General features: G+C 32.4%; 14 protein-coding genes. All 14 read left to right on the top strand.

The genetic code is table 11. From position 1 onward, the window contains the following. Window positions 1–1,418, top strand: a 1,418-nt coding sequence (locus tag ACO5J6_RS04185) for a hypothetical protein (RefSeq protein WP_485642259.1), incomplete at its 5' end; no start/stop codon positions are given. Beyond that, complete coding sequence (locus tag ACO5J6_RS04190) at window positions 1,397–2,239, top strand: hypothetical protein (RefSeq protein ID WP_485642260.1); 843 nt, start codon at window positions 1,397–1,399, stop codon at window positions 2,237–2,239. The genes ACO5J6_RS04185 and ACO5J6_RS04190, both read left to right, overlap by 22 nt. Window positions 2,240–2,675: 436 nt before the next feature. Beyond that, entirely contained in the window at window positions 2,676–5,081 is a 2,406-nt protein-coding gene (locus ACO5J6_RS04195) for a ribonuclease domain-containing protein (protein ID WP_485642261.1), read from the top strand. A 26-nt stretch (window positions 5,082–5,107) separates the two neighbouring features. Further along, window positions 5,108–5,866, top strand: a complete 759-nt coding sequence (locus ACO5J6_RS04200; RefSeq protein WP_485642262.1) for a hypothetical protein — start codon at window positions 5,108–5,110, stop codon at window positions 5,864–5,866. Between the two features lie 136 nt (window positions 5,867–6,002). Continuing rightward, window positions 6,003–7,427, top strand: coding sequence for a hypothetical protein (locus ACO5J6_RS04205; protein ID WP_485642263.1), 1,425 nt, complete (start codon window positions 6,003–6,005; stop codon window positions 7,425–7,427). 107 nt (window positions 7,428–7,534) lie between these two features. Beyond that, entirely contained in the window at window positions 7,535–7,975 is a 441-nt protein-coding gene (locus ACO5J6_RS04210) for a histidine kinase (RefSeq protein ID WP_485642264.1), read from the top strand. An 857-nt stretch (window positions 7,976–8,832) separates the two neighbouring features. Next, on the top strand, window positions 8,833–10,005 hold the full coding sequence (locus ACO5J6_RS04215) for a hypothetical protein (protein ID WP_485642265.1): 1,173 nt from the start codon (window positions 8,833–8,835) through the stop codon (window positions 10,003–10,005). A 16-nt stretch (window positions 10,006–10,021) separates the two neighbouring features. Further along, window positions 10,022–10,912 (top strand): hypothetical protein, encoded by an 891-nt coding sequence (locus ACO5J6_RS04220; protein ID WP_485642266.1) that lies wholly within the window; start codon window positions 10,022–10,024, stop codon window positions 10,910–10,912. A gap of 409 nt (window positions 10,913–11,321) precedes the next feature. Beyond that, window positions 11,322–12,494: a hypothetical protein gene (locus ACO5J6_RS04225; RefSeq protein WP_485642267.1), complete on the top strand. Its 1,173-nt coding sequence runs from the start codon at window positions 11,322–11,324 to the stop codon at window positions 12,492–12,494. Beyond that, window positions 12,491–13,060: a hypothetical protein gene (locus ACO5J6_RS04230; protein WP_485642268.1), complete on the top strand. Its 570-nt coding sequence runs from the start codon at window positions 12,491–12,493 to the stop codon at window positions 13,058–13,060. The genes ACO5J6_RS04225 and ACO5J6_RS04230 overlap by 4 nt, the downstream gene beginning before the upstream one ends. Window positions 13,061–13,449: 389 nt before the next feature. Further along, a complete protein-coding gene (locus ACO5J6_RS04235; RefSeq protein ID WP_485642270.1) occupies window positions 13,450–14,769 on the top strand; it encodes an autotransporter outer membrane beta-barrel domain-containing protein in 1,320 nt (439 codons plus the stop codon). Between the two features lie 769 nt (window positions 14,770–15,538). Further along, on the top strand, window positions 15,539–16,555 hold the full coding sequence (gene pheS / locus ACO5J6_RS04240; protein WP_485642271.1) for a phenylalanine--tRNA ligase subunit alpha: 1,017 nt from the start codon (window positions 15,539–15,541) through the stop codon (window positions 16,553–16,555). 34 nt (window positions 16,556–16,589) lie between these two features. Next, window positions 16,590–18,989 carry a phenylalanine--tRNA ligase subunit beta gene (gene pheT, locus ACO5J6_RS04245; RefSeq protein ID WP_485642272.1) on the top strand — a complete coding sequence of 800 codons (2,400 nt, stop codon included), beginning with the start codon at window positions 16,590–16,592 and terminating at the stop codon, window positions 18,987–18,989. Continuing rightward, window positions 18,989–19,642, top strand: coding sequence for a thiamine diphosphokinase (locus tag ACO5J6_RS04250; RefSeq protein ID WP_485642273.1), 654 nt, complete (start codon window positions 18,989–18,991; stop codon window positions 19,640–19,642). The genes pheT and ACO5J6_RS04250 overlap by 1 nt, the downstream gene beginning before the upstream one ends. Window positions 19,643–19,646: the final 4 nt, after the last annotated feature.

Here is a 19,646-nt window from a genome sequence, read left to right on the forward strand (position 1 = left end):
GAGCAATAGTAGGAACAAAAGGAGAAAACAGCAGACTAAAAATAAAGGAGTACACTGGAAAAGACCTGTATAATACAGATACCCTTAAAACAACAGGGGGTTCAATAGGTTTACAGACAGGTAAAAATCCTGTAACGGGAGTAGACTTTAATCAGGACAAGCACGATAAAGAGGGAATAACAAGAAATACTGTAATTGGAAACGTGGAGATAGGAACATCAAAAGGAAGTCCAATAAATACTGATTTAAGCAAAGCCAATGAAACAACAAAAGACGACCATAGCAGTACAAATATCTATGTAGAAGGACAGACAATAAGGGCAATAACAAATCCTGAGGATTACAAAAAGGATATAGACAAGGCAAAACAGGAAATAACGGACATAGGAAGAACGATAAAGGAAGCTGTAAATGACAGGGGAGATGATAACAGGAACTTCTTTGGACAGCTAAGTGAAACAAGACTTTCGGAGACATTAGAAAATATAGCAGGAGAAAGACTGAAAGGAGCAAGAGACCAGCAGGAGATAGGAAAAGCCCTTGAAGACGCATACAGGGACTTAGGTTACAAGGCAAAAGTAATATATACAGACCCTAAGAATGCCCCACAGCTGATAGGTAAGGACGGAAAAGCATTAGCAGGAACGGCATATGTAGGAAAAGACGGAACACATACAATCCTTGTAAATACAGAAGCAGGCGAAAACGGCACACGTTCAGGAATAATAGGAACTATAGCAGAAGAGGGAAGCCACATTGTAGGAAAAGTAGAGGGAAGACAACGAAAGACAGGAACAGAAGAACTTGGACTTGAGAGTACGGGAAGAGCGACGAACCAATATTTTCAGGATAAGTACAAAGACAATGACATCCCGATAAAGGCAAAATCGGACGGAAAAGACTACAGCAGTAGAGATTTTGGAGAACACGTCGGAGATGCAACATATAGTTTAGGAGTAACTTTAAATGGAGATGTCTCTGATGTCGTACATTTAGGAGCAAATACAACTATAGGAGTGGTTATAGATGATGATAATCGTATAGGAGGATTTTTGAGCATAGGAGGAAGTATTGGTATTGGCGTTGGCGGTGGATTTGGATTTGGAATTGTGACAGATTATAATCCTCTTGCTAGGACGATTTATGATATAAAAGGATTTGGACATTCATTTAGTGCAGATGTTGCTACTCCTGTATTTTCAGGTAGTTTATCGGCAGGAATGGATGGAACGATTTCTTTATCAGCAGGAAAGAAAACAAAGTTAGATTCAGAAATATCAGCAAGTATAAATTATAATGCTGGCTATACTTTTTTAATACCGTTAGAAAAAGTAAGAAGTAAATTATTAAAATTGAAAAATGGGAAAAATCTTTTTGAATCAATGAAGAGGGAAATATGGAAATTAAAAGGAAAATAATAGATATAACCTATTATAATATAGAAGATTTTTTAATTTTTTTCATTATGCTTTATACTATAAATCCAGTGTTTTATATTTCGTTAGAAGAAAAAGATGTATATTATTTGATTATAAATTTTGTACTAACATTGATAATTCTTTTGTTGATTTTAGGGATATTTTGTTTTATAAATTATTTGTATTTTAAGTTAACCAAGAAATTAAACTTAGAAATTGAATTTGAGAATGATTATTTAAAAATATATTTTAAGAAGCAAATAAAAAAAATACATTATTCTGATATAAATATGATTTTCATAAGAAAAAACATTTTTAATAGTAGCGATATTATCATAAATTTTCCAACAACTAACATAAGATTAAGAAATATATATGGAAAAAGCTATATTCAAGATAAGAATAGTGTTATTCTTAGTAATGTAATAAACTATGAAAGTATAGTAAATGAATTAAAAAAGAGAATAAATTTTATTGGAATAGATGATAAGAAGAGTAATATACTCAGTTATAATTTTTCATTCTTTAGATATGGATTATGGATTTTATATTTTGTAATTTTGTTTGTAATCTTCTATAAAATAAAATTAGGTTATTTATTAATTGTAGTACTGCTGATAAGAATAAGACGTAAAGATTTTAAATATAAAGCTGATAAAGATAAAATAAAGATTTTTAATAGAATTAAAGAAATATATATATTAAATGGTAACTATATAAAAACAGATAAGAATTTAATCTTAAAAATAAAAAATATGGATAGATTGTATGAAAAAACATCTCTAAATTTTGTTCCAACAAAATTTAATTTAGAAAAATAGTTTCTATAAAAAATTGCAATTGAGTTTATTTTATTAAAAAAAATTATCAACAAGTAATTTTTTAAAATAATATAACTATGATAGAGATTATATAATAAATTATATTCATATAAAAAACCATTTATTATTTAAATATAGGATAATATTCATTTTTCAAAAATAAAGAAAAATGATATAATTAAAAAAATACTTTTCCCCGCATTTTCGAGTAACTGCTTAGCGAGAAATTGAAGAAGCTTGTAGTAGAGCAGAAAAAAGATATTTCGAGCTTAGCAAACGAGAAGCGGGGCAGGGGGTAGTAGGGGGAACCGTCCCCCTACTGTGTTTTAACGGAGTAAGCTTTTCAACAAACAGAAGCCATTTAAATACTGATGAAACAATATACCAAAATGGAAACTTTGTAAATGTAGACGAAGTCCATAACAACACAAAGAATATGAGATTAATAGGTTTTAACCAGACAGGCGGAAAAGTAACAGGAAACATAGAAAACCTTGAAATCACATCAGTACAGAATAAGAGTACAACTACTGGAAGCAGCAGTGGTATAAATGTAGGAGTAAGTTCATCAGGTTTACCTAATTCAGAAAGCGTAAATCATAGCAAAACAAACGGAAACAGAACTTATGTAGACAAACAAAGTACCTTTATACTTGGAGAGGGAAGCAACCTTACTGTTGGAAAAGCTACTAACACAGGAGCAATAGTCGGAACTACAGGAAATAACTCTTCTCTCAAAGTAAAAGAATATGTAGGAAAAGACCTATACAACACAGATAAACTGACAACGACAGGAGGTTCAGTAGGAACAGGCGGAGTAGGCTTTAATCAGGAAAAGCACGACAAAGAGGGAATAACAAGAAATACAGTAATTGGGAATGTAGAAATAGGGACATCAAAAGGAAGTCCTATAAATACTGATTTAAGTAAAGCCAATGAAACAATAAAAGACACTCATAGAAATACAAATATCTATGTAGAGGATAATACAATAAAAGCTGTGTCAAACTCGAAACAGTTTGTAGAAGATTTTAACATAGCAGTACTTGAAGGAAAAGCAACAGTAGAGGGAGCAATAAAGAAAATAGACAACATACTGAACGGAAGCGATGACAGCGACATATCACAAGCAGAAAAGAGAAGATATGAGGAAATCAAGGAAGATATATTAAGGGTAAAAACAGCTCCTGAAATAGAACTGATAGCAAAAGGAGATTTAAGCAACAAAGAAATACAGGATAAATTAGGAATAGGAGGTAAGATAGACCTAAATGACCCTAATTTACCAAAAAGTGTAAAAGAAAGAATAGAACACCTAAAGAAAAGAAATCCAAATGAAAAAATAGATGCATTCTATGATCAAATTACAGGAAAAATCTATATAAATAAAGATATAAATAAAGATGACATAAGGTCAGGAATTGCAAGGGAATGGGTCATAAGAGAAGGACTTGAAAGTGGAAGAGGAAAGAAAAATGACGAAGGAAAACTAAAGGCAACTGTTGCAGGAGAGATAGCAGAAAATGAAATAAAAAAGAGAAGAAAAGATAAACCTGAAAAATTAAGCCCAGAAGACTTTGATTATGGGAAGCTTTTGCCTGAGAGTGAAATTACAAGTGATAAAGTAACATCAGAAGACTTAAAAAGGATGTGGAATGGACTTGTAAGAGGTGCAGAAAATATAGGAAGTAAATTAGTAAAATTAGACGGAAAAGGAGCGAAAGAAGAACTTGACAAGGTTGGAAAAAAGATAGGAAAAAATATTCAAAATGAGATAAATGAATATAAGCAGGAGAATATAGAAAGGAAGAAGAAACAAGAGGAAGAGCTTAAGAACAAAATAAATCAGGCGAACTATATTTTAGGAAGAAATTATCAGGGAAGATATACAGTAAAAAATGGAGTGATAGTTTTTCACGACAGTGAAAGCAAGAAAAATTTTGAAAAAGAAGCCAAGAAACTGGGAGTATCAAACTATTTCAAGACAAGTGTAAAAAACCTGATGAAAGAAGAAAATGTAACTAACTTAACAGAACTTAGAGAGTATCAGTCATTGAGAGGAGATATTCCGAAAGGGACAAAAATAATTTTAAGATATGAAGGGGGAGATAGAGTATTTAATTCTTTAGAAGATTTTATGAATGAAACACCAGAAGAAGCGGCGATAATAGAATTTTATTCACAAAATATAAATAAAGAAAAAGACCCGATAAAAAGAAACAGTCTCGAAAAAGAGCAGGATAATTTTATTAAAGCGATACAATTAAGAAGAGCTCCAATGGGAAAAATATCAACGAGTGGAGATTTGGCACAGAGTGCAATCAGATATGAAAAAGGTAAGCTGATAATAGACGGAGAGAAATACTATAAAGAGGCAGAATTATCAAAAGCAGCAGCAGCACAAAGTTATATAGAGACTGTTAATAGGATAAATGGTTATAGAAGTCCAAAAGAAGATAAATTACCGAAAAAAGATACTTCACAATCAGAAATGAAAGAAAACATACAGCAGAGATATGAGCGTGTAAGAACGGATTATGAAAACAGGATAAAGAATAATTATAATAATTTATCGGAGCAAGAGAAAGAAATGTTTGAGAAGTATGAGAAAAATGGTTGGAAAGGTCAAGTTTCAGGAGGACCGGAAAGAGCAGGAAAAATATACAGAAATGACGGTAGATATGGAAGCCAGGTGTTGCCAGGGCAAGGCGAAATAGAGTATAGAGAATTTGATATTAACGTAACAACAGGGGGAAGAGATAGTTACAGATTTGTAAGAGGAAGCGACGGTTCAGTATATTATACAGATGACCATTATATGACATTTAAAAGAATAAAATAATAAAAAAGTTTAAGAAAGGGGTTATTATGTTGCAAAATAGACTAATAATAACTAAGAAAAATGAGAAGGAAAAAATATATAATTCGTCAAAGAATAAATGGATTATAGAATTAGACGGTAATAAACTGAATAACTGGGGAGATTTTTATGATATAATGCAAAAAGAAATAGATGTATTAGACTATAACAAAAAATTTGGTATGAGTACATATACTTATGATGATTTTGCAAGGGATATAGCATTATTTTACGAAATAAAAAAGAGAAAAAAAGACGGGATAGTTATAATTTTAGATTATACTGAAAAATTTAAAAATATATCGGAAGAGGAAAAAGGAGATATATATCATTCAATTATTTATACTTTGTTATTAGAATGGTATAGGGATGAGGCTATAATATATAAAGACGAAAATCCAACAATAGATATTGAAGTTTATATTCTGATTGATGAATTTTTATTGGAAGATAAATTTTCTGAATTTAGGAATGAATTAATAATTGGGATTGAGAAAGATAGAGAAGAAATAGAAAAAGAGTTAAAAGGAAGTAAATTATTAGAACACAAAGACCTAATAAGAGATAAAGTATTTCTTGAAAAACTTGAAGAGATAAGAGTTAATAGTGATGATAAGTTAAAGGTAGTAATAATAAATTCAGATATATTAAGATTTATAACTAAGAATTATATTTTAATAGATATAGTTGATAAAATATTAATAGAAAAATACAAGAAAAATCAGGAAATAAAGGTATATATGATATTTAAAAATGATATATGGTAAGAAAAACTCCCCGCATTTTCGAGTAACTACTTAGCGAGAAATTGAAGAAGCTTTTAGTAGAGCAGAAGAAAGATATTTCAAGCTTAGCAAACGAGAAGCGGGGCAGGGGGGTAGTAGGGGGAACTGTCCCCCTACTGTGTTTTTAGAGGGAAGTAATCTTACAGTAGGAAAAGCCACAAATACAGGAGCAATAGTAGGAACAAAAGGAGAAAACAGCAGACTAAAAATAAAGGAGTACACTGGAAAAGACCTGTATAATACAGATACCCTTAAAACAACAGGGGGTTCAATAGGTTTACAGACAGGTAAAAATCCTGTAACGGGAGTAGACTTTAATCAGGACAAGCACGATAAAGAGGGAATAACAAGAAATACTGTAATTGGAAACGTGGAGATAGGAACATCAAAAGGAAGTCCAATAAATACTGATTTAAGCAAAGCCAATGAAACAACAAAAGACGACCATAGCAGTACAAATATCTATGTAGAAGGACAGACAATAAGGGCAATAACAAATCCTGAGGATTACAAAAAGGATATAGACAAGGCAAAACAGGAAATAACGGACATAGGAAGAACGATAAAGGAAGCTGTAAATGACAGGGGAGATGATAACAGGAACTTCTTTGGACAGCTAAGTGAAACAAGACTTTCGGAGACATTAGAAAATATAGCAGGAGAAAGACTGAAAGGAGCAAGAGACCAGCAGGAGATAGGAAAAGCCCTTGAAGACGCATACAGGGACTTAGGTTACAAGGCAAAAGTAATATATACAGACCCTAAGAATGCCCCACAGCTGATAGGTAAGGACGGAAAAGCATTAGCAGGAACGGCATATGTAGGAAAAGACGGAACACATACAATCCTTGTAAATACAGAAGCAGGCGAAAACGGCACACGTTCAGGAATAATAGGAACTATAGCAGAAGAGGGAAGCCACATTGTAGGAAAAGTAGAGGGAAGACAACGAAAGACAGGAACAGAAGAACTTGGACTTGAGAGTACGGGAAGAGCGACGAACCAATATTTTCAGGATAAGTACAAGGACAATGACATCCCGATAAAGGCAAAATCGGACGGAAAAGACTATAGCAGTAGAGATTTTGGAGAACACGTTGGGGATAGTGATTTAGCGTTAAAACTTGCGATTGCAGCAGGAGCAGCGGGAGCTGACGGACCGCTACCTATTGGAGATATTGCGGGAGCAGCAATAATAGCAAATGAATTATGGGAAATGTATAATGAACAAAGTGTTAATCAACAAATTGGAAAGAGAAAAGGTACAATATGGACAGAGCAGCGAGATTTTGCGAAAGGAAAAACGAAAAATGAAAGGAAATCCAATCCTGATAAGGTAGAAAGTGCCAAAGAGAAAATCGAAACTTTGAGAAAGGAAAAAAATGAACTGAAAAAAAAGCCTAATAAAACACCAAAGGACAAAGAAGAAATAAAAAAACGTATCAAAGAAATTGATAAAGAAATCAAAAGACTTGAAAAATCAGAAAATCATTCAATGAGAGGAAAAGGGCAACAAAGTAAAGGAGGAGGAAATAAAAGATAATGAAAAATAGATATAAGTTTGTTTTAAATAGTGATTACGGAATAAATTCTATAAATAATATTTCTTTAAAAAAAATAATAGAAGAATTTTCTATTCCTGATAGAATAATGATAGAAATAGAAAAAGACCAAATTTCAATTGAGATAAAGTTAGAATATGAAGATATTAATTTAAAGATATTAACTACAATAAATTTTTATGTAGGTACTAAAATACCCGAATTTCAAACTTTATCTTTTATAGTAAAAAAGTTATATTTAAATAAAACAGAATATATAACTGAAGGTGAAGATATCAGAACAGCGTTGTCTAAAATAAAGAAATATTTAATAAAAAATAATAAAACAATAGATTTTGAATATAAGGAAGATAAATATTTTGGAGAATATAATTTTGATAATTCTAATTTGACTATATTTATTGAAAAATTTAATCATAAAAAATATATAGATGGTATATATATAGATCTACCTTATAAGGATAATCCTGATATTACAAAAATAATTGAGATATTAAAATTAAATATATTAGATTTTTCTATTTCATAAAGTAAGAAAGAATTTATAATATGTTTTGGAAAAAGAAATAGAACAAAACCCCCGCATTTTCGAGTAACTGCTTAGCGAGAAATTGAGGAGACTTGTAGTAGAGCAGAAGAAAGATATTTTGAGCTTAGCAAACGAGAAGCGGGGCAGGGGGGTAGTAGGGGGAACCGTCCCCCTACTGTTTTAATCCTGATGACCCGAACTTACCTGAAAAAATACGAACAAGAATAGAAGAAGCAAGGAAACAGGGAAAAGAGATACCGTATTTTTATGACAAAGTAACAGGAAAGATATACATCAATGAAAATGCAGATGAAAGTACAGTAAGAGCAGGAATAGGTCGGGAATGGGGGATAAGAGACAGATTTGACAAAGGAAAAGCCAAGCCAAATAATGAGGGACAGTTAAAAGCGACAGTAGCAGGAGAAATAGCCTATGGAGAGATAGAAAACAGGCTGAAAGGTAAAAATGACAAGATAGACCCTAATTCCTTTGAATATGCCCAATTTGACCCTGACAGCGAAATAACATCAGACATAACAGCCAAACAGATAAGAAAAGGAAAAAAAGAGCTGAAAGAAATAGGAAACAAGATAGTAAAAGGAGACTTAAAAGGAGCAGCAGGGCAATTTTTAGGACTAAGTGGAAAAGCGGGAAAAGTCTTAATAAACAACGCAAATGACATAGCTAAAGGAGGAAAGGCACAGGAAAAAGTAATAAATGAAACAAAAGAGGCAATAGATAAGGAAGTAGTAGGACCTGTTAAGAAGAAAATATCAGAAGATAAAAAGAAAGCAGACAAGAAAAGAGAAGAAAAAGATAGAATTTTAAAACAGGAGAAACCAAAAAACTTCGAAGAATTGAAAGAGTTTGAAGACTTTAAAGGAAAACTGCCAAAAGGGACAAAATTAGTCTTTGAATACGAAGACGGAAGAAAAGTAACGTACAATTCATTTGAAGAGTTTAAAAGAGGAACAGCAGAAGAGAATAAAAAGATAGCAGAGTATTCGGAAAAGATAAATCAGAAGATAGGGGAATACAATGCAGCAAAAAGAAGAGGAGATAAGAAAGGAGCAGATCAATACAATGAAGAAATAAAAAAACTGTATGAAGAGCAGAATGAGATATTGAAAGCTCAAAGATTAAGAGTGTCAGGACTTGGAGCGAAATCGGAGACATCAGAGTTGGTAAACAATGCAAAAGAATACAGAAATGGAGTTCTGACAATAAAAGGAGACAAATACAGTGCGTCAGTAGTAGAAACATATGCTGCAATGGGAGAGTCATTAATCCAGCATTCAGGAATGACAGAACAGATGTATTATGGAATATTGAATAATAATACAGGAACTAAAGGAAGTCAGACGGGATTAATGAAAGATAATAAAAATAATCCTGAAGCAGTGGAAAATATAAAAAGCGGAATGGAAGTAGGCAAACCAAAAGTATCACCAAATAATGAAGCTAAACAAAAAGAAGCTGTTTATAGTTCAGGATTAGATGAAGTAAATCCTAAAGAAATACCATATACTTCTAATAAGATAGGTTCAAAAAATGTGGAAAAATATTCATATAAAATAGAAAAACCCAAAGGAGTAGAAAACAATATAAAAGAGGTGATGAAAGGAAATGACAATAAAGGGAAAATAACGGAAGAAATATTTAATACAGCATTTGAGAATGATCCGAAACTAAAAGTATACAATGGTAAATACGGTTCAAATAATGGATTTGACCACGTAGTAGAAATAAAGGAGACGGGAGAAGTATGGATACTGGAAAGTAAACAGTTGTCAGAAAAGGGGACAATAACTTTATCAAATAAAGGTGTGCAAGACTCATTCGGAAATACTACAAGACAGGGTTCTTCTGGTTGGATAGAGGGAGTTTTAAAAAAACTTGGAGATGAAAATCCAACAGCAAAATTAATAAAAAATGCGCAAGAAACTGGAAAATTGAGATATGGAGTGACAGAAATAAACAGGGAAACAGGAGAAATGAAAATAATACCAGTAATAATAAAAAATAAATAATGGAAAGAGGTAAAAGATGAGTATAGTAGCGGGAAAAATAAAATATGAAAGAGGATTTGACAGAATATCTAAAACTGTAGGGGTAGATAAAGAAGAAGAAAAACAGAGACTACACTATATAGAAAATAAAATTGGAGATCAAATGGCGTGTATGTTTAATCTTTCAATGAGTTACGAACAATTATCATCCAAAAATTTATTAATTGAGAAAGATATAAAGTCTCACAGATATAATATATATATAAGTGCTAAATTAGCATTATTATCCTGTAAAGTTCGGGAACGTTTTCTTGGTGGAGTAGCAGGCTTGTTTAGTGTGCTTGAGTCAAATAATCAGGATTTTATTAAATTCATAATGAATAATATAGAAATAATAGCACCCGATGACTGGGACATTGAAAAAGGTAAATATACGACATTGACAAATTCAAAAGGATACAGATTTTTTGCAATAACAACAATATTGGCATTAAAAGGAGATTTTGAAGAAGTAAAAAAAAGATGTAAAATGTATCTTGAAAATCCTCTAAAGAGCAGTGAGTATAAATACAGGGAATATGAATGTGAATTTTTAAAAGGACTGGCAGAAAAAAATATTGAAGAGATGAAAAAAGCAGTAGACAAAATGATGAACCCGAAAGTTGCGAAAAAAATGCTGTATGATTTAAATCCAAATTATGATTTTTACTTACATATTTATGTAATAATATATTCAAAAATAGCTTTGTATCACGGAATAGAATTGGGAGTAGACAATGAAGTAGCTCCAAAAGAACTTATAGATAATACACCGTTAGAAAAATATGAAGATCCTTATGAATTTATGAAATCATTTGATTTGGCTACAATAACGCCAGATGAATGGAAGAAATGGACATTCAGTTGGCCATTCAGAGCTGTAGAATAAATAGAAAGAGCAGAGAAATAAGACAAGACCCCCGCATTTTCGAGTAACTGCTTAGCGAGAAATTGAGGAGATTTGTAGTTTATAAGTAGAAAGATATTTCGAGCTTAGCAAACGAGAAGCGGGGCAGGGGGGGTAGTAGGGGGAACCGTCCCCCTACTGTGTTTTAGAGGGAAGTAATCTTACTGTTGGAAAAGCTACTAATACAGGAGCAATAGTAGGAACAAAAGGAGAAAACAGCAGACTAAAAATAAAGGAGTACACTGGAAAAGACCTGTATAATACAGATACCCTTAAAACAACAGGGGGTTCAATAGGTTTACAGACAGGTAAAAATCCTGTAACGGGAGTAGACTTTAATCAGGACAAGCACGATAAAGAGGGAATAACAAGAAATACTGTAATTGGAAACGTGGAGATAGGAACATCAAAAGGAAGTCCAATAAATACTGATTTAAGCAAAGCCAATGAAACAACAAAAGACGACCATAGCAGTACAAATATCTATGTAGAAGGACAGACAATAAGGGCAATAACAAATCCTGAGGATTACAAAAAGGATATAGACAAGGCAAAACAGGAAATAACGGACATAGGAAGAACGATAAAGGAAGCTGTAAATGACAGGGGAGATGATAACAGGAACTTCTTTGGACAGCTAAGTGAAACAAGACTTTCGGAGACATTAGAAAATATAGCAGGAGAAAGACTGAAAGGAGCAAGAGACCAGCAGGAGATAGGAAAAGCCCTTGAAGACGCATACAGGGACTTAGGTTACAAGGCAAAAGTAATATATACAGACCCTAAGAATGCCCCACAGCTGATAGGTAAGGACGGAAAAGCATTAGCAGGAACGGCATATGTAGGAAAAGACGGAACACATACAATCCTTGTAAATACAGAAGCAGGCGAAAACGGCACACGTTCAGGAATAATAGGAACTATAGCAGAAGAGGGAAGCCACATTGTAGGAAAAGTAGAGGGAAGACAACGAAAGACAGGAACAGAAGAACTTGGACTTGAGAGTACGGGAAGAGCGACGAACCAATATTTTCAGGATAAGTACAAGGACAATGACATCCCGATAAAGGCAAAATCGGACGGAAAAGACTATAGCAGTAGAGATTTTGGAGAACACGTTGGGGATAGTGATTTAGCGTTAAAACTTGCGATTGCAGCAGGAGCAGCGGGAGCTGACGGACCGCTACCTATTGGAGATATTGCGGGAGCAGCAATAATAGCAAATGAATTATGGGAAATGTATAATGAACAAAGTGTTAATCAACAAATTGGAAAGAGAAAAGGTACAATATGGACAGAGCAGCGAGATTTTGCGAAAGGAAAAACGAAAAATGAAAGGAAATCCAATCCTGATAAGATAGAAAGTGCTAAAAGAAAATATGAAGAAGCCAAGAAAAAATATGATGAATTGGATAAAAAACCAAATAAAACTCCTAAAGATAAAGAAGATAGAAAAAAAGCACAAAAAGAAATGGAAAGAGCATTAAGAGATTTAAAAAAATCAGAAAATCACTCAATGAGAGGAAAAGGACAACAAAGTAAAGGAGGAGGAAATAAAAGATGATGAAACAAAAATATATATTAAATGAAACTTATGGTATAAATGGAATAGACAAAATATCATTAAAAAAAATATTAGAAGTATTTTCCTATCCAGATGAAATAAATGTATATCAAAATAATAATAGGATAACAATACATATAGATTTAAAGTATGAAAATCTTAAGATTCATTATACATTAAGTTATTTTGTTGAAAATTTATCTAAACCTGAAGATCAATCTTTATTTTTTGCTATAGAAAAAGTGTATTTAAACAACAGAGAAAATATGAAGATAGGAGATGAAATAAAAAAAGTACTTCCTAAAATAAAGAAATATCTTAGAAGAAATAATAAAGATATGAGTTTTGAATACGAAGAAGATGAATATACGGGAAGATATTTATTTGATGACGGAAATATAGATATATTCTTTGAAAAATTTAAAAATAAAAAAATAGTAGACTATATAGCAATAGGACTACCATATAAGGATATCTTAGAAGAAGATAAAGAAGTTTTAGAAGAAATAAAAGATATCATGGAGTTAAAGGAAAAAATTGATAATATGTTTTGGAAAAAGAAATAAAACAAAGCACCCCCGCATTTTCGAGTAACTGCTTAGCGAGAACTTGAAGAAGCTTTTCAACAAACAGAAGCTATTTAAATATTGACGAAACAATATACTACAATGGAAACTTCAATAATGTAGACAAAGTATTAGTATTACATATAAAGATATGCAAGAAAAAAAGTTAAATTTATAGACTAATAAAAAGATTATTTCTAAAATTTAAATTTTTTTTGAATATACTCGAAAAATTTTTTTAGCTTTTTAACTCTTTAAGCCAGTAAATATCTATGTTTTTGCATATAATGGCTAAATTTGACTAAATTTTGCACACTGTGTTATCATAATTATAGGGGGATAAAGAGGTTTAGTAACAAATTAAAAATATAATTGGGAGGTTTGAATAAATGAAAAAATTATTATTATTAGGAGCACTGATTTTGAGTGTGAATTCATTTTCAGCAGTAAATCTTAATATTGATGGAGGAACATTTTCAGCGGGTACATCAATTTCAGGAGGTTCCACTTATACAGTTAATCATAGTGGTTCGATAACTTATACAACCGCTACAAGTTATATAGAGAGGGGTACTTATTTTGATGTTCAGCCTGGGGCTACATTCACAATAACAAATGCTGCAGGAAATCAGATTTTCAGTGGCACAGGACCTTTTGGGATTTCGCTATACACTAATCTTACAGGAGCAGAAACAGTTTTAGGTAATGCTGCAAATGTAACAACACCAATAGCGTCGTTTATACCAGCATATCCGGTTGTGCCAAGCCCTACTCCGACACCAACGCCTGTACCTGCACCACTGCCAACGCCAAGTCCGACACCGACACCGGGAGCTTCGACTTCAAAAATATATATGGCAAGGTCAAAAGTTGCTTTGGATTTAGCTAAAAATATAACTTCGAGTGGTTTCAGAAGTTTGGAAAATGCAGGAAATGGCAACGGAACGGATTTAGATATTCAATACATAGGAGGAGCAGGTAATTATACTGATAATTCCCAAGTAGTAAAATATGACTCCAAAAGTAACGGAGTAAGCCTAATCGGTACAAAAAGCTTTGGAAACTTTACTCTTGGAGCAGGATTTGGATATCAGAAATCCAATGTAAAATATAAAGAAAGATTTAACGGAATAAAAGAAAAAATAGATTCATACCAGTTTATGCTGAGCGGAAAATTTAATTTCACTGAAAATGTTGATTTGTCGAGTGTTCTGACTTATTCGCACAACAGTCATAAATACGAAACGGCGGACAGAGTTCCTATAGAGGGAGTCAAATTTAATTCAACTATTATAGACTTCCAGACAAGATTAGGTTCTAAATTCGGCGGAGAATCAGGATACGTAAAACCTTATGTAGGACTGGGAGTAACAAGAGTTGAAGAAGGGGCGATAGAAAGACTGGGAGCTAATAAGGCTAAAGGAACAAGCGGAAATGCAAATTTAGGAGTATACGGACAGGTAGCATTAGGTTCGGCAGTCGATTTGTTCGGAAATGTCGAATACGAACATAGATTTAACAGAAAATCTTATCATGGAGATAGGGAATTAGCCGGAGGAGGCAAAGTTGAGGGATTGGATTATGACGGAGGAATGAAATTAGGATTAGGATTGAAATTTAAATTATCCAAATTCAATATGACAACTGCCTACGAATTAAATGACGATAGAAATAATGTATTTAAAGTAGGATTTGGAGCTGAATTCTAATTATCTGATAACTAACTAATAATCTTAATTAATTTCATAATAAAAAACACTCTGAATTACTTTTGTAATAAAGGGTGTTTTTTATTTTTATCATATTATTAAAGTTATGTTTATAAAATGAGATTGTTTTAAGAATAAAAAATACTTATGAAAAGTAATCCGGAAATTATCAAGATATATTTGTATATTATATATATTTATTCATAAATTTATAAAATTTTACTCACACTTAATAAATAAACAGGCAATTTATATCATATGTTAGAATAAAAAAGGAGAAAATAAAGAGAGTAAATTTTATCAAATAAATATATAATTTTTTGATTTATTTGATAGTTTTTATTTTGAATATAAAATAATAATATTTAAATATCACAATCAGAATAAGTATAAATCTTATATAATTGTTTTTTAGCAGAAAAATCGAAAAAGCTATCATTGTGCTGGATAGGCAGAGCAGGCAAAAAAATTCCGACAATTCCAAGTCCCATAGAAATAAATCCTAATGTAATATATATTATTTTCATACATTCCTTTCTGAGTATGAAATATTCTCTCCTGTAAAATAATAACATTAATAGAAAAATTTTTCAATTAAATTAATAATTCAGTTACGTATTCCAATAATAAGGATATGACAGGAAATAGAATAAACACGGTATTTGCAATCATTCAGAGTTTATGAAATTTGAAAGGTACAAATTAGTTATAAATTGTGGTATAATTTAAATTAAATATGAAAAGCAAGAAACAGTCTTAAGGAGGAAATATGTTGGAAAAGCTGTCCCGTTTAAGAGAGGACGTACTGGAAAAACTTAATAATGTAGGAAATCTTGATGAGCTTAATGAGCTGAAAGTAAAGATTTTGGGTAAAAAGGGAGAATTTACAGCTATAATGAAAGGAATGGCTGAAATGGCGGCTGAAAAAAGAGCTGAATTCGGTAAAATTACTAACGAAGTAAAAGTGATTTTACAGGACAAATTCGATGAAAAACTCAATGCACTGAAAGAAAGAGCAAAGCAGGAAAGACTAAAAAATGAAACAATAGATATTACATTACCCGGCAGAAAGTCAAATGAGGGTTCTCTACATCCATTGACAAAGACGGTCGGAGAAATAAAGGAGATTGTTTCCGATATGGGATTTGATATAGTTGACGGACCTGAAATCGAGTATACAAAGTATAATTTTGATGCCCTGAATATACCTAAGACACATCCATCAAGGGAAATATCCGATACTTTCTATATTCAGGACGAAGTAGTGCTGAGAACCCAGACATCAGGAATGCAGATAAGGTATATGCTTGACAGAAAGCCTCCATTCAGAATGGTATCGATAGGAAAAGTATACAGACCTGATTATGATGTTTCACATACTCCGATGTTTCACCAAATGGAGGGTCTTATGATAGGTGAGGATGTTTCTTTTGCAAATTTTAAGGCGATACTCGAAAATATCGTAAAAAAGATATTCGGAAAAGAAAGAAATGTAAGATTTAGACCTCATTTTTTCCCGTTTACAGAGCCGTCAGCCGAAATGGATGTAGAATGCGGTGTATGTAAAGGGACAGGCTGTAGAGTGTGTAAAGGGACAGGCTGGCTCGAAATACTCGGAAGCGGAATGGTAAATCCTAAAGTCCTTGAGGGTGTAGGAATAGACCCTAAGAAATATCAGGGATTTGCTTTCGGTCTCGGACTTGAAAGAATAACAATGCTTAAATACGGAATTGATGATTTGAGGGCATTTTATGATAATGATGTGAGATTTTTAGAACAGTTTTAAGATAATGTCAGAAAATAAAAAATGAGGAGGAAAAATGCTGATTTCTTTAAATTGGTTAAAACAATATATAGATTTGGACGGAATAGAAGTAGGAGAAATGGAAAAAGCTCTTACAATGATAGGACAGGAAGTCGAAAAAATAGATATAATAGGCGGGAACCTTGATAATGTAGTAGTTGCACATTTAGAAGAAGTAAAAAAACACCCCAATGCTGACAGTTTGACCCTTTGTAAAGTGAATAACGGAAAGGAAATATTGCAGATAGTTTGCGGAGCTACTAACCATAAAACAGGGGATAAAGTTGCCTTGGCACAGGTAGGAGCTAAACTGAAAGAGGATTTTACAATCAAAAAAAGTAAAATAAGAGGTGAAGAATCAAATGGAATGCTATGTTCCGAAGTTGAACTGGGAATAGGGAGCGATAAAGACGGAATTATAATATTACCTGAAGATGCCCCTGTCGGAATGCCTCTGAAAGATTATCTCGGAATAGATGATACTGTATTTGAGCTGGAAATAACTCCCAACAGACCCGACTGTCTGTCCCATATAGGTATAGCGAGAGAGCTTTCCGCTTATTACGGAAAAGAGCTGAAATATCCGAAAACGGATATAAATGGTGAAATCCAGGAAAAAACTTCGGATAATATAAAAGTTACTATTGAGGACAGTAATTTATCAAGAAGATACGTGACAAGAATATTAAAAAATGTTACTGTAAGGAAAAGTCCTAAATGGCTTAAAGAAAGAGTGGAATCTGTAGGACTCCGAAGTATTAATAATATAGTTGATGTTTCCAACTTTATTTTAATGGAAATGAATCATCCAAATCATATATTTGATTTGGATAAAATCGAGGGAAATGAAATCATTGTAAAATCTGCGAAAACGGGAGATACACTTACTACTCTTGATGAACAGGAAAGAAAACTCGAAGAAAGCGACATTGTAATATCGGACGGACAAAAGATACTTGCCCTCGGTGGAGTAATGGGAGGGTTGAATTCACAAGTTACTGATAATACAAAGAATATTTTACTTGAGGTTGCCCAGTTTAATCCTCAGAATATTAGAAAAACATCAAGAAGGCTGACATTGTCAAGTGATTCTTCATACAGATTTGAAAGAGGAATAGACGTTGAAGGTGCGATAAAAGTAATAAATAGGCTTGCAAATCTTATTCAGGAAGTAGCAGGGGGAGAAATACTGAACGGATATGTGGACGTTTATACGGTTCCACATGAAAACAAAATCGCCGAACTTAATTTTGAAAGATTGAACAGATTTGTCGGAAAGGTTATACCGAGAGAAAAAGTTATAGAAATCCTGAAAAACCTTGAAATAGCAGTTATAGACAACGGGGAAACACTCACACTTACAGCTCCTTCCTATAGAGGAGATTTGGAACTTGAACAGGATTATTTTGAAGAAATAATAAGAATGTACGGTTTTGACAATATAGAAAATATTATGCCCAAAGTGGACATAAATCAAAATGCCGTGCTTGATACGACAAGACTTAACGATAGAGTGAAAAATATATGTGCAGGTGCAGGGTTGAAAGAAGTTATAAATTACAGTTTCATTCCCAAGGACGCTACGGAAAAGTTAAAATTTACAAGAATTTCCAAAGATAAACTGATAGATATTTCCAATCCTATAACCGAGGATTTTGTAACGATGAGACCTACATTGCTTTACAGTCTGATAAAAAATGCAAAAGACAATATGAACAGAAATGTTTCAAATATAAGATTTTTTGAAGTGAGCAGAACTTTTGAAAAGGCTAAGGAACTCGCTAAGGAAGAAATAAAACTTGGAATTATTCTCGCAGGGGAAAATGATAAGACTTTGTGGAATCCTAAACCTGTCCATTATGATTTTTATGATTTGAAAGGGATTGTAGAGGAAATTTTTTCAAAATTAAAGTTTAAAAATTATTCACTGAAAAGGTCGGAACAGACTGAATTTCATCCGGGGAGGTCTGCCGACATATTTGTAGGAAATGAATATATCGGAAGTTTTGGGGAGATACACCCTGATGTACTGGAAAATTTTGATTTGAATAAAAAGACAGTGCTTGTAGCAGAATTCAGCATTGATTTAATCAAAAAATATATCAACAAACCTTTTGTGTATCAGGGAATAGTCAAGTATCCTGCCGTTCCGAGAGATGTAGCTTTAGTAATGAATGAAAATATTTTAGTCGGAGATGTGCTAAGAACGATTGAAAAAATAGATAAGAAAGTCGAAAAAGTAGAATTGTTTGATATATACAGAGGGCTTGGAGTAGAACCCGGTAAAAAAAGCGTCGCTATAAGTATACTGTTGAGGGATAATTCCAAAACTCTTGAAGAAAAGGAAATAAATGATATTCTTGAAAAAATACTCGTTAAAGTAAAAAAAGATTATTCAGCTGAGTTAAGACAGTAATGAAAGCAATTGTTTTTTTAAATGGAGAGTATACATATTCACAAGGGTTTATAGACAGTCTGTTTGATGAAGATACGGTTTTATTGTGTGCAGACGGAGGAGCAAATTATGCATATAAGTATAATAAAACTCCTCTGTACATAATAGGGGATTTGGACTCTATAAATAAGGAAATATTGGAATACTATAAATCTCTGAATGTAAACATTGTGAAATATAATCCTGAAAAAGACTATACAGATTTTGAGCTGATTTTACAAAAAATTTCACAGCTCGAAAAAGACGGGTGTTTCAAGTTTAATTCGGTGAATATATTGGGAGCTTTGGGAAAAAGGACAGATTTGACTTTGAGCAATCTTTTTCTTATGGAAAGTTATCCCAATATAACGATTTTAACTGAAGAAGAACAGGTTTTTTATAAGGAAAAATCTTTTTCCATAAGCGATAAAAAAAATTACGGGTTTTCGATAATTCCTCTGAATGAAAATATTAAAAACCTCACTTTAAGAGGATTTAAATATGAGCTGGAGTGTGCAGATATAGAAAGAAAATCTTCCAGACTTGTAAGTAATATAATTACAACAAATATATGTAATGTAAACTTTACAAAAGGAAAAATGATAGTAATTTTAAAAAAACCTACAAAGATATAATGAT

The sequence above is a fragment of the Pseudoleptotrichia sp. genome (assembly GCF_057270515.1).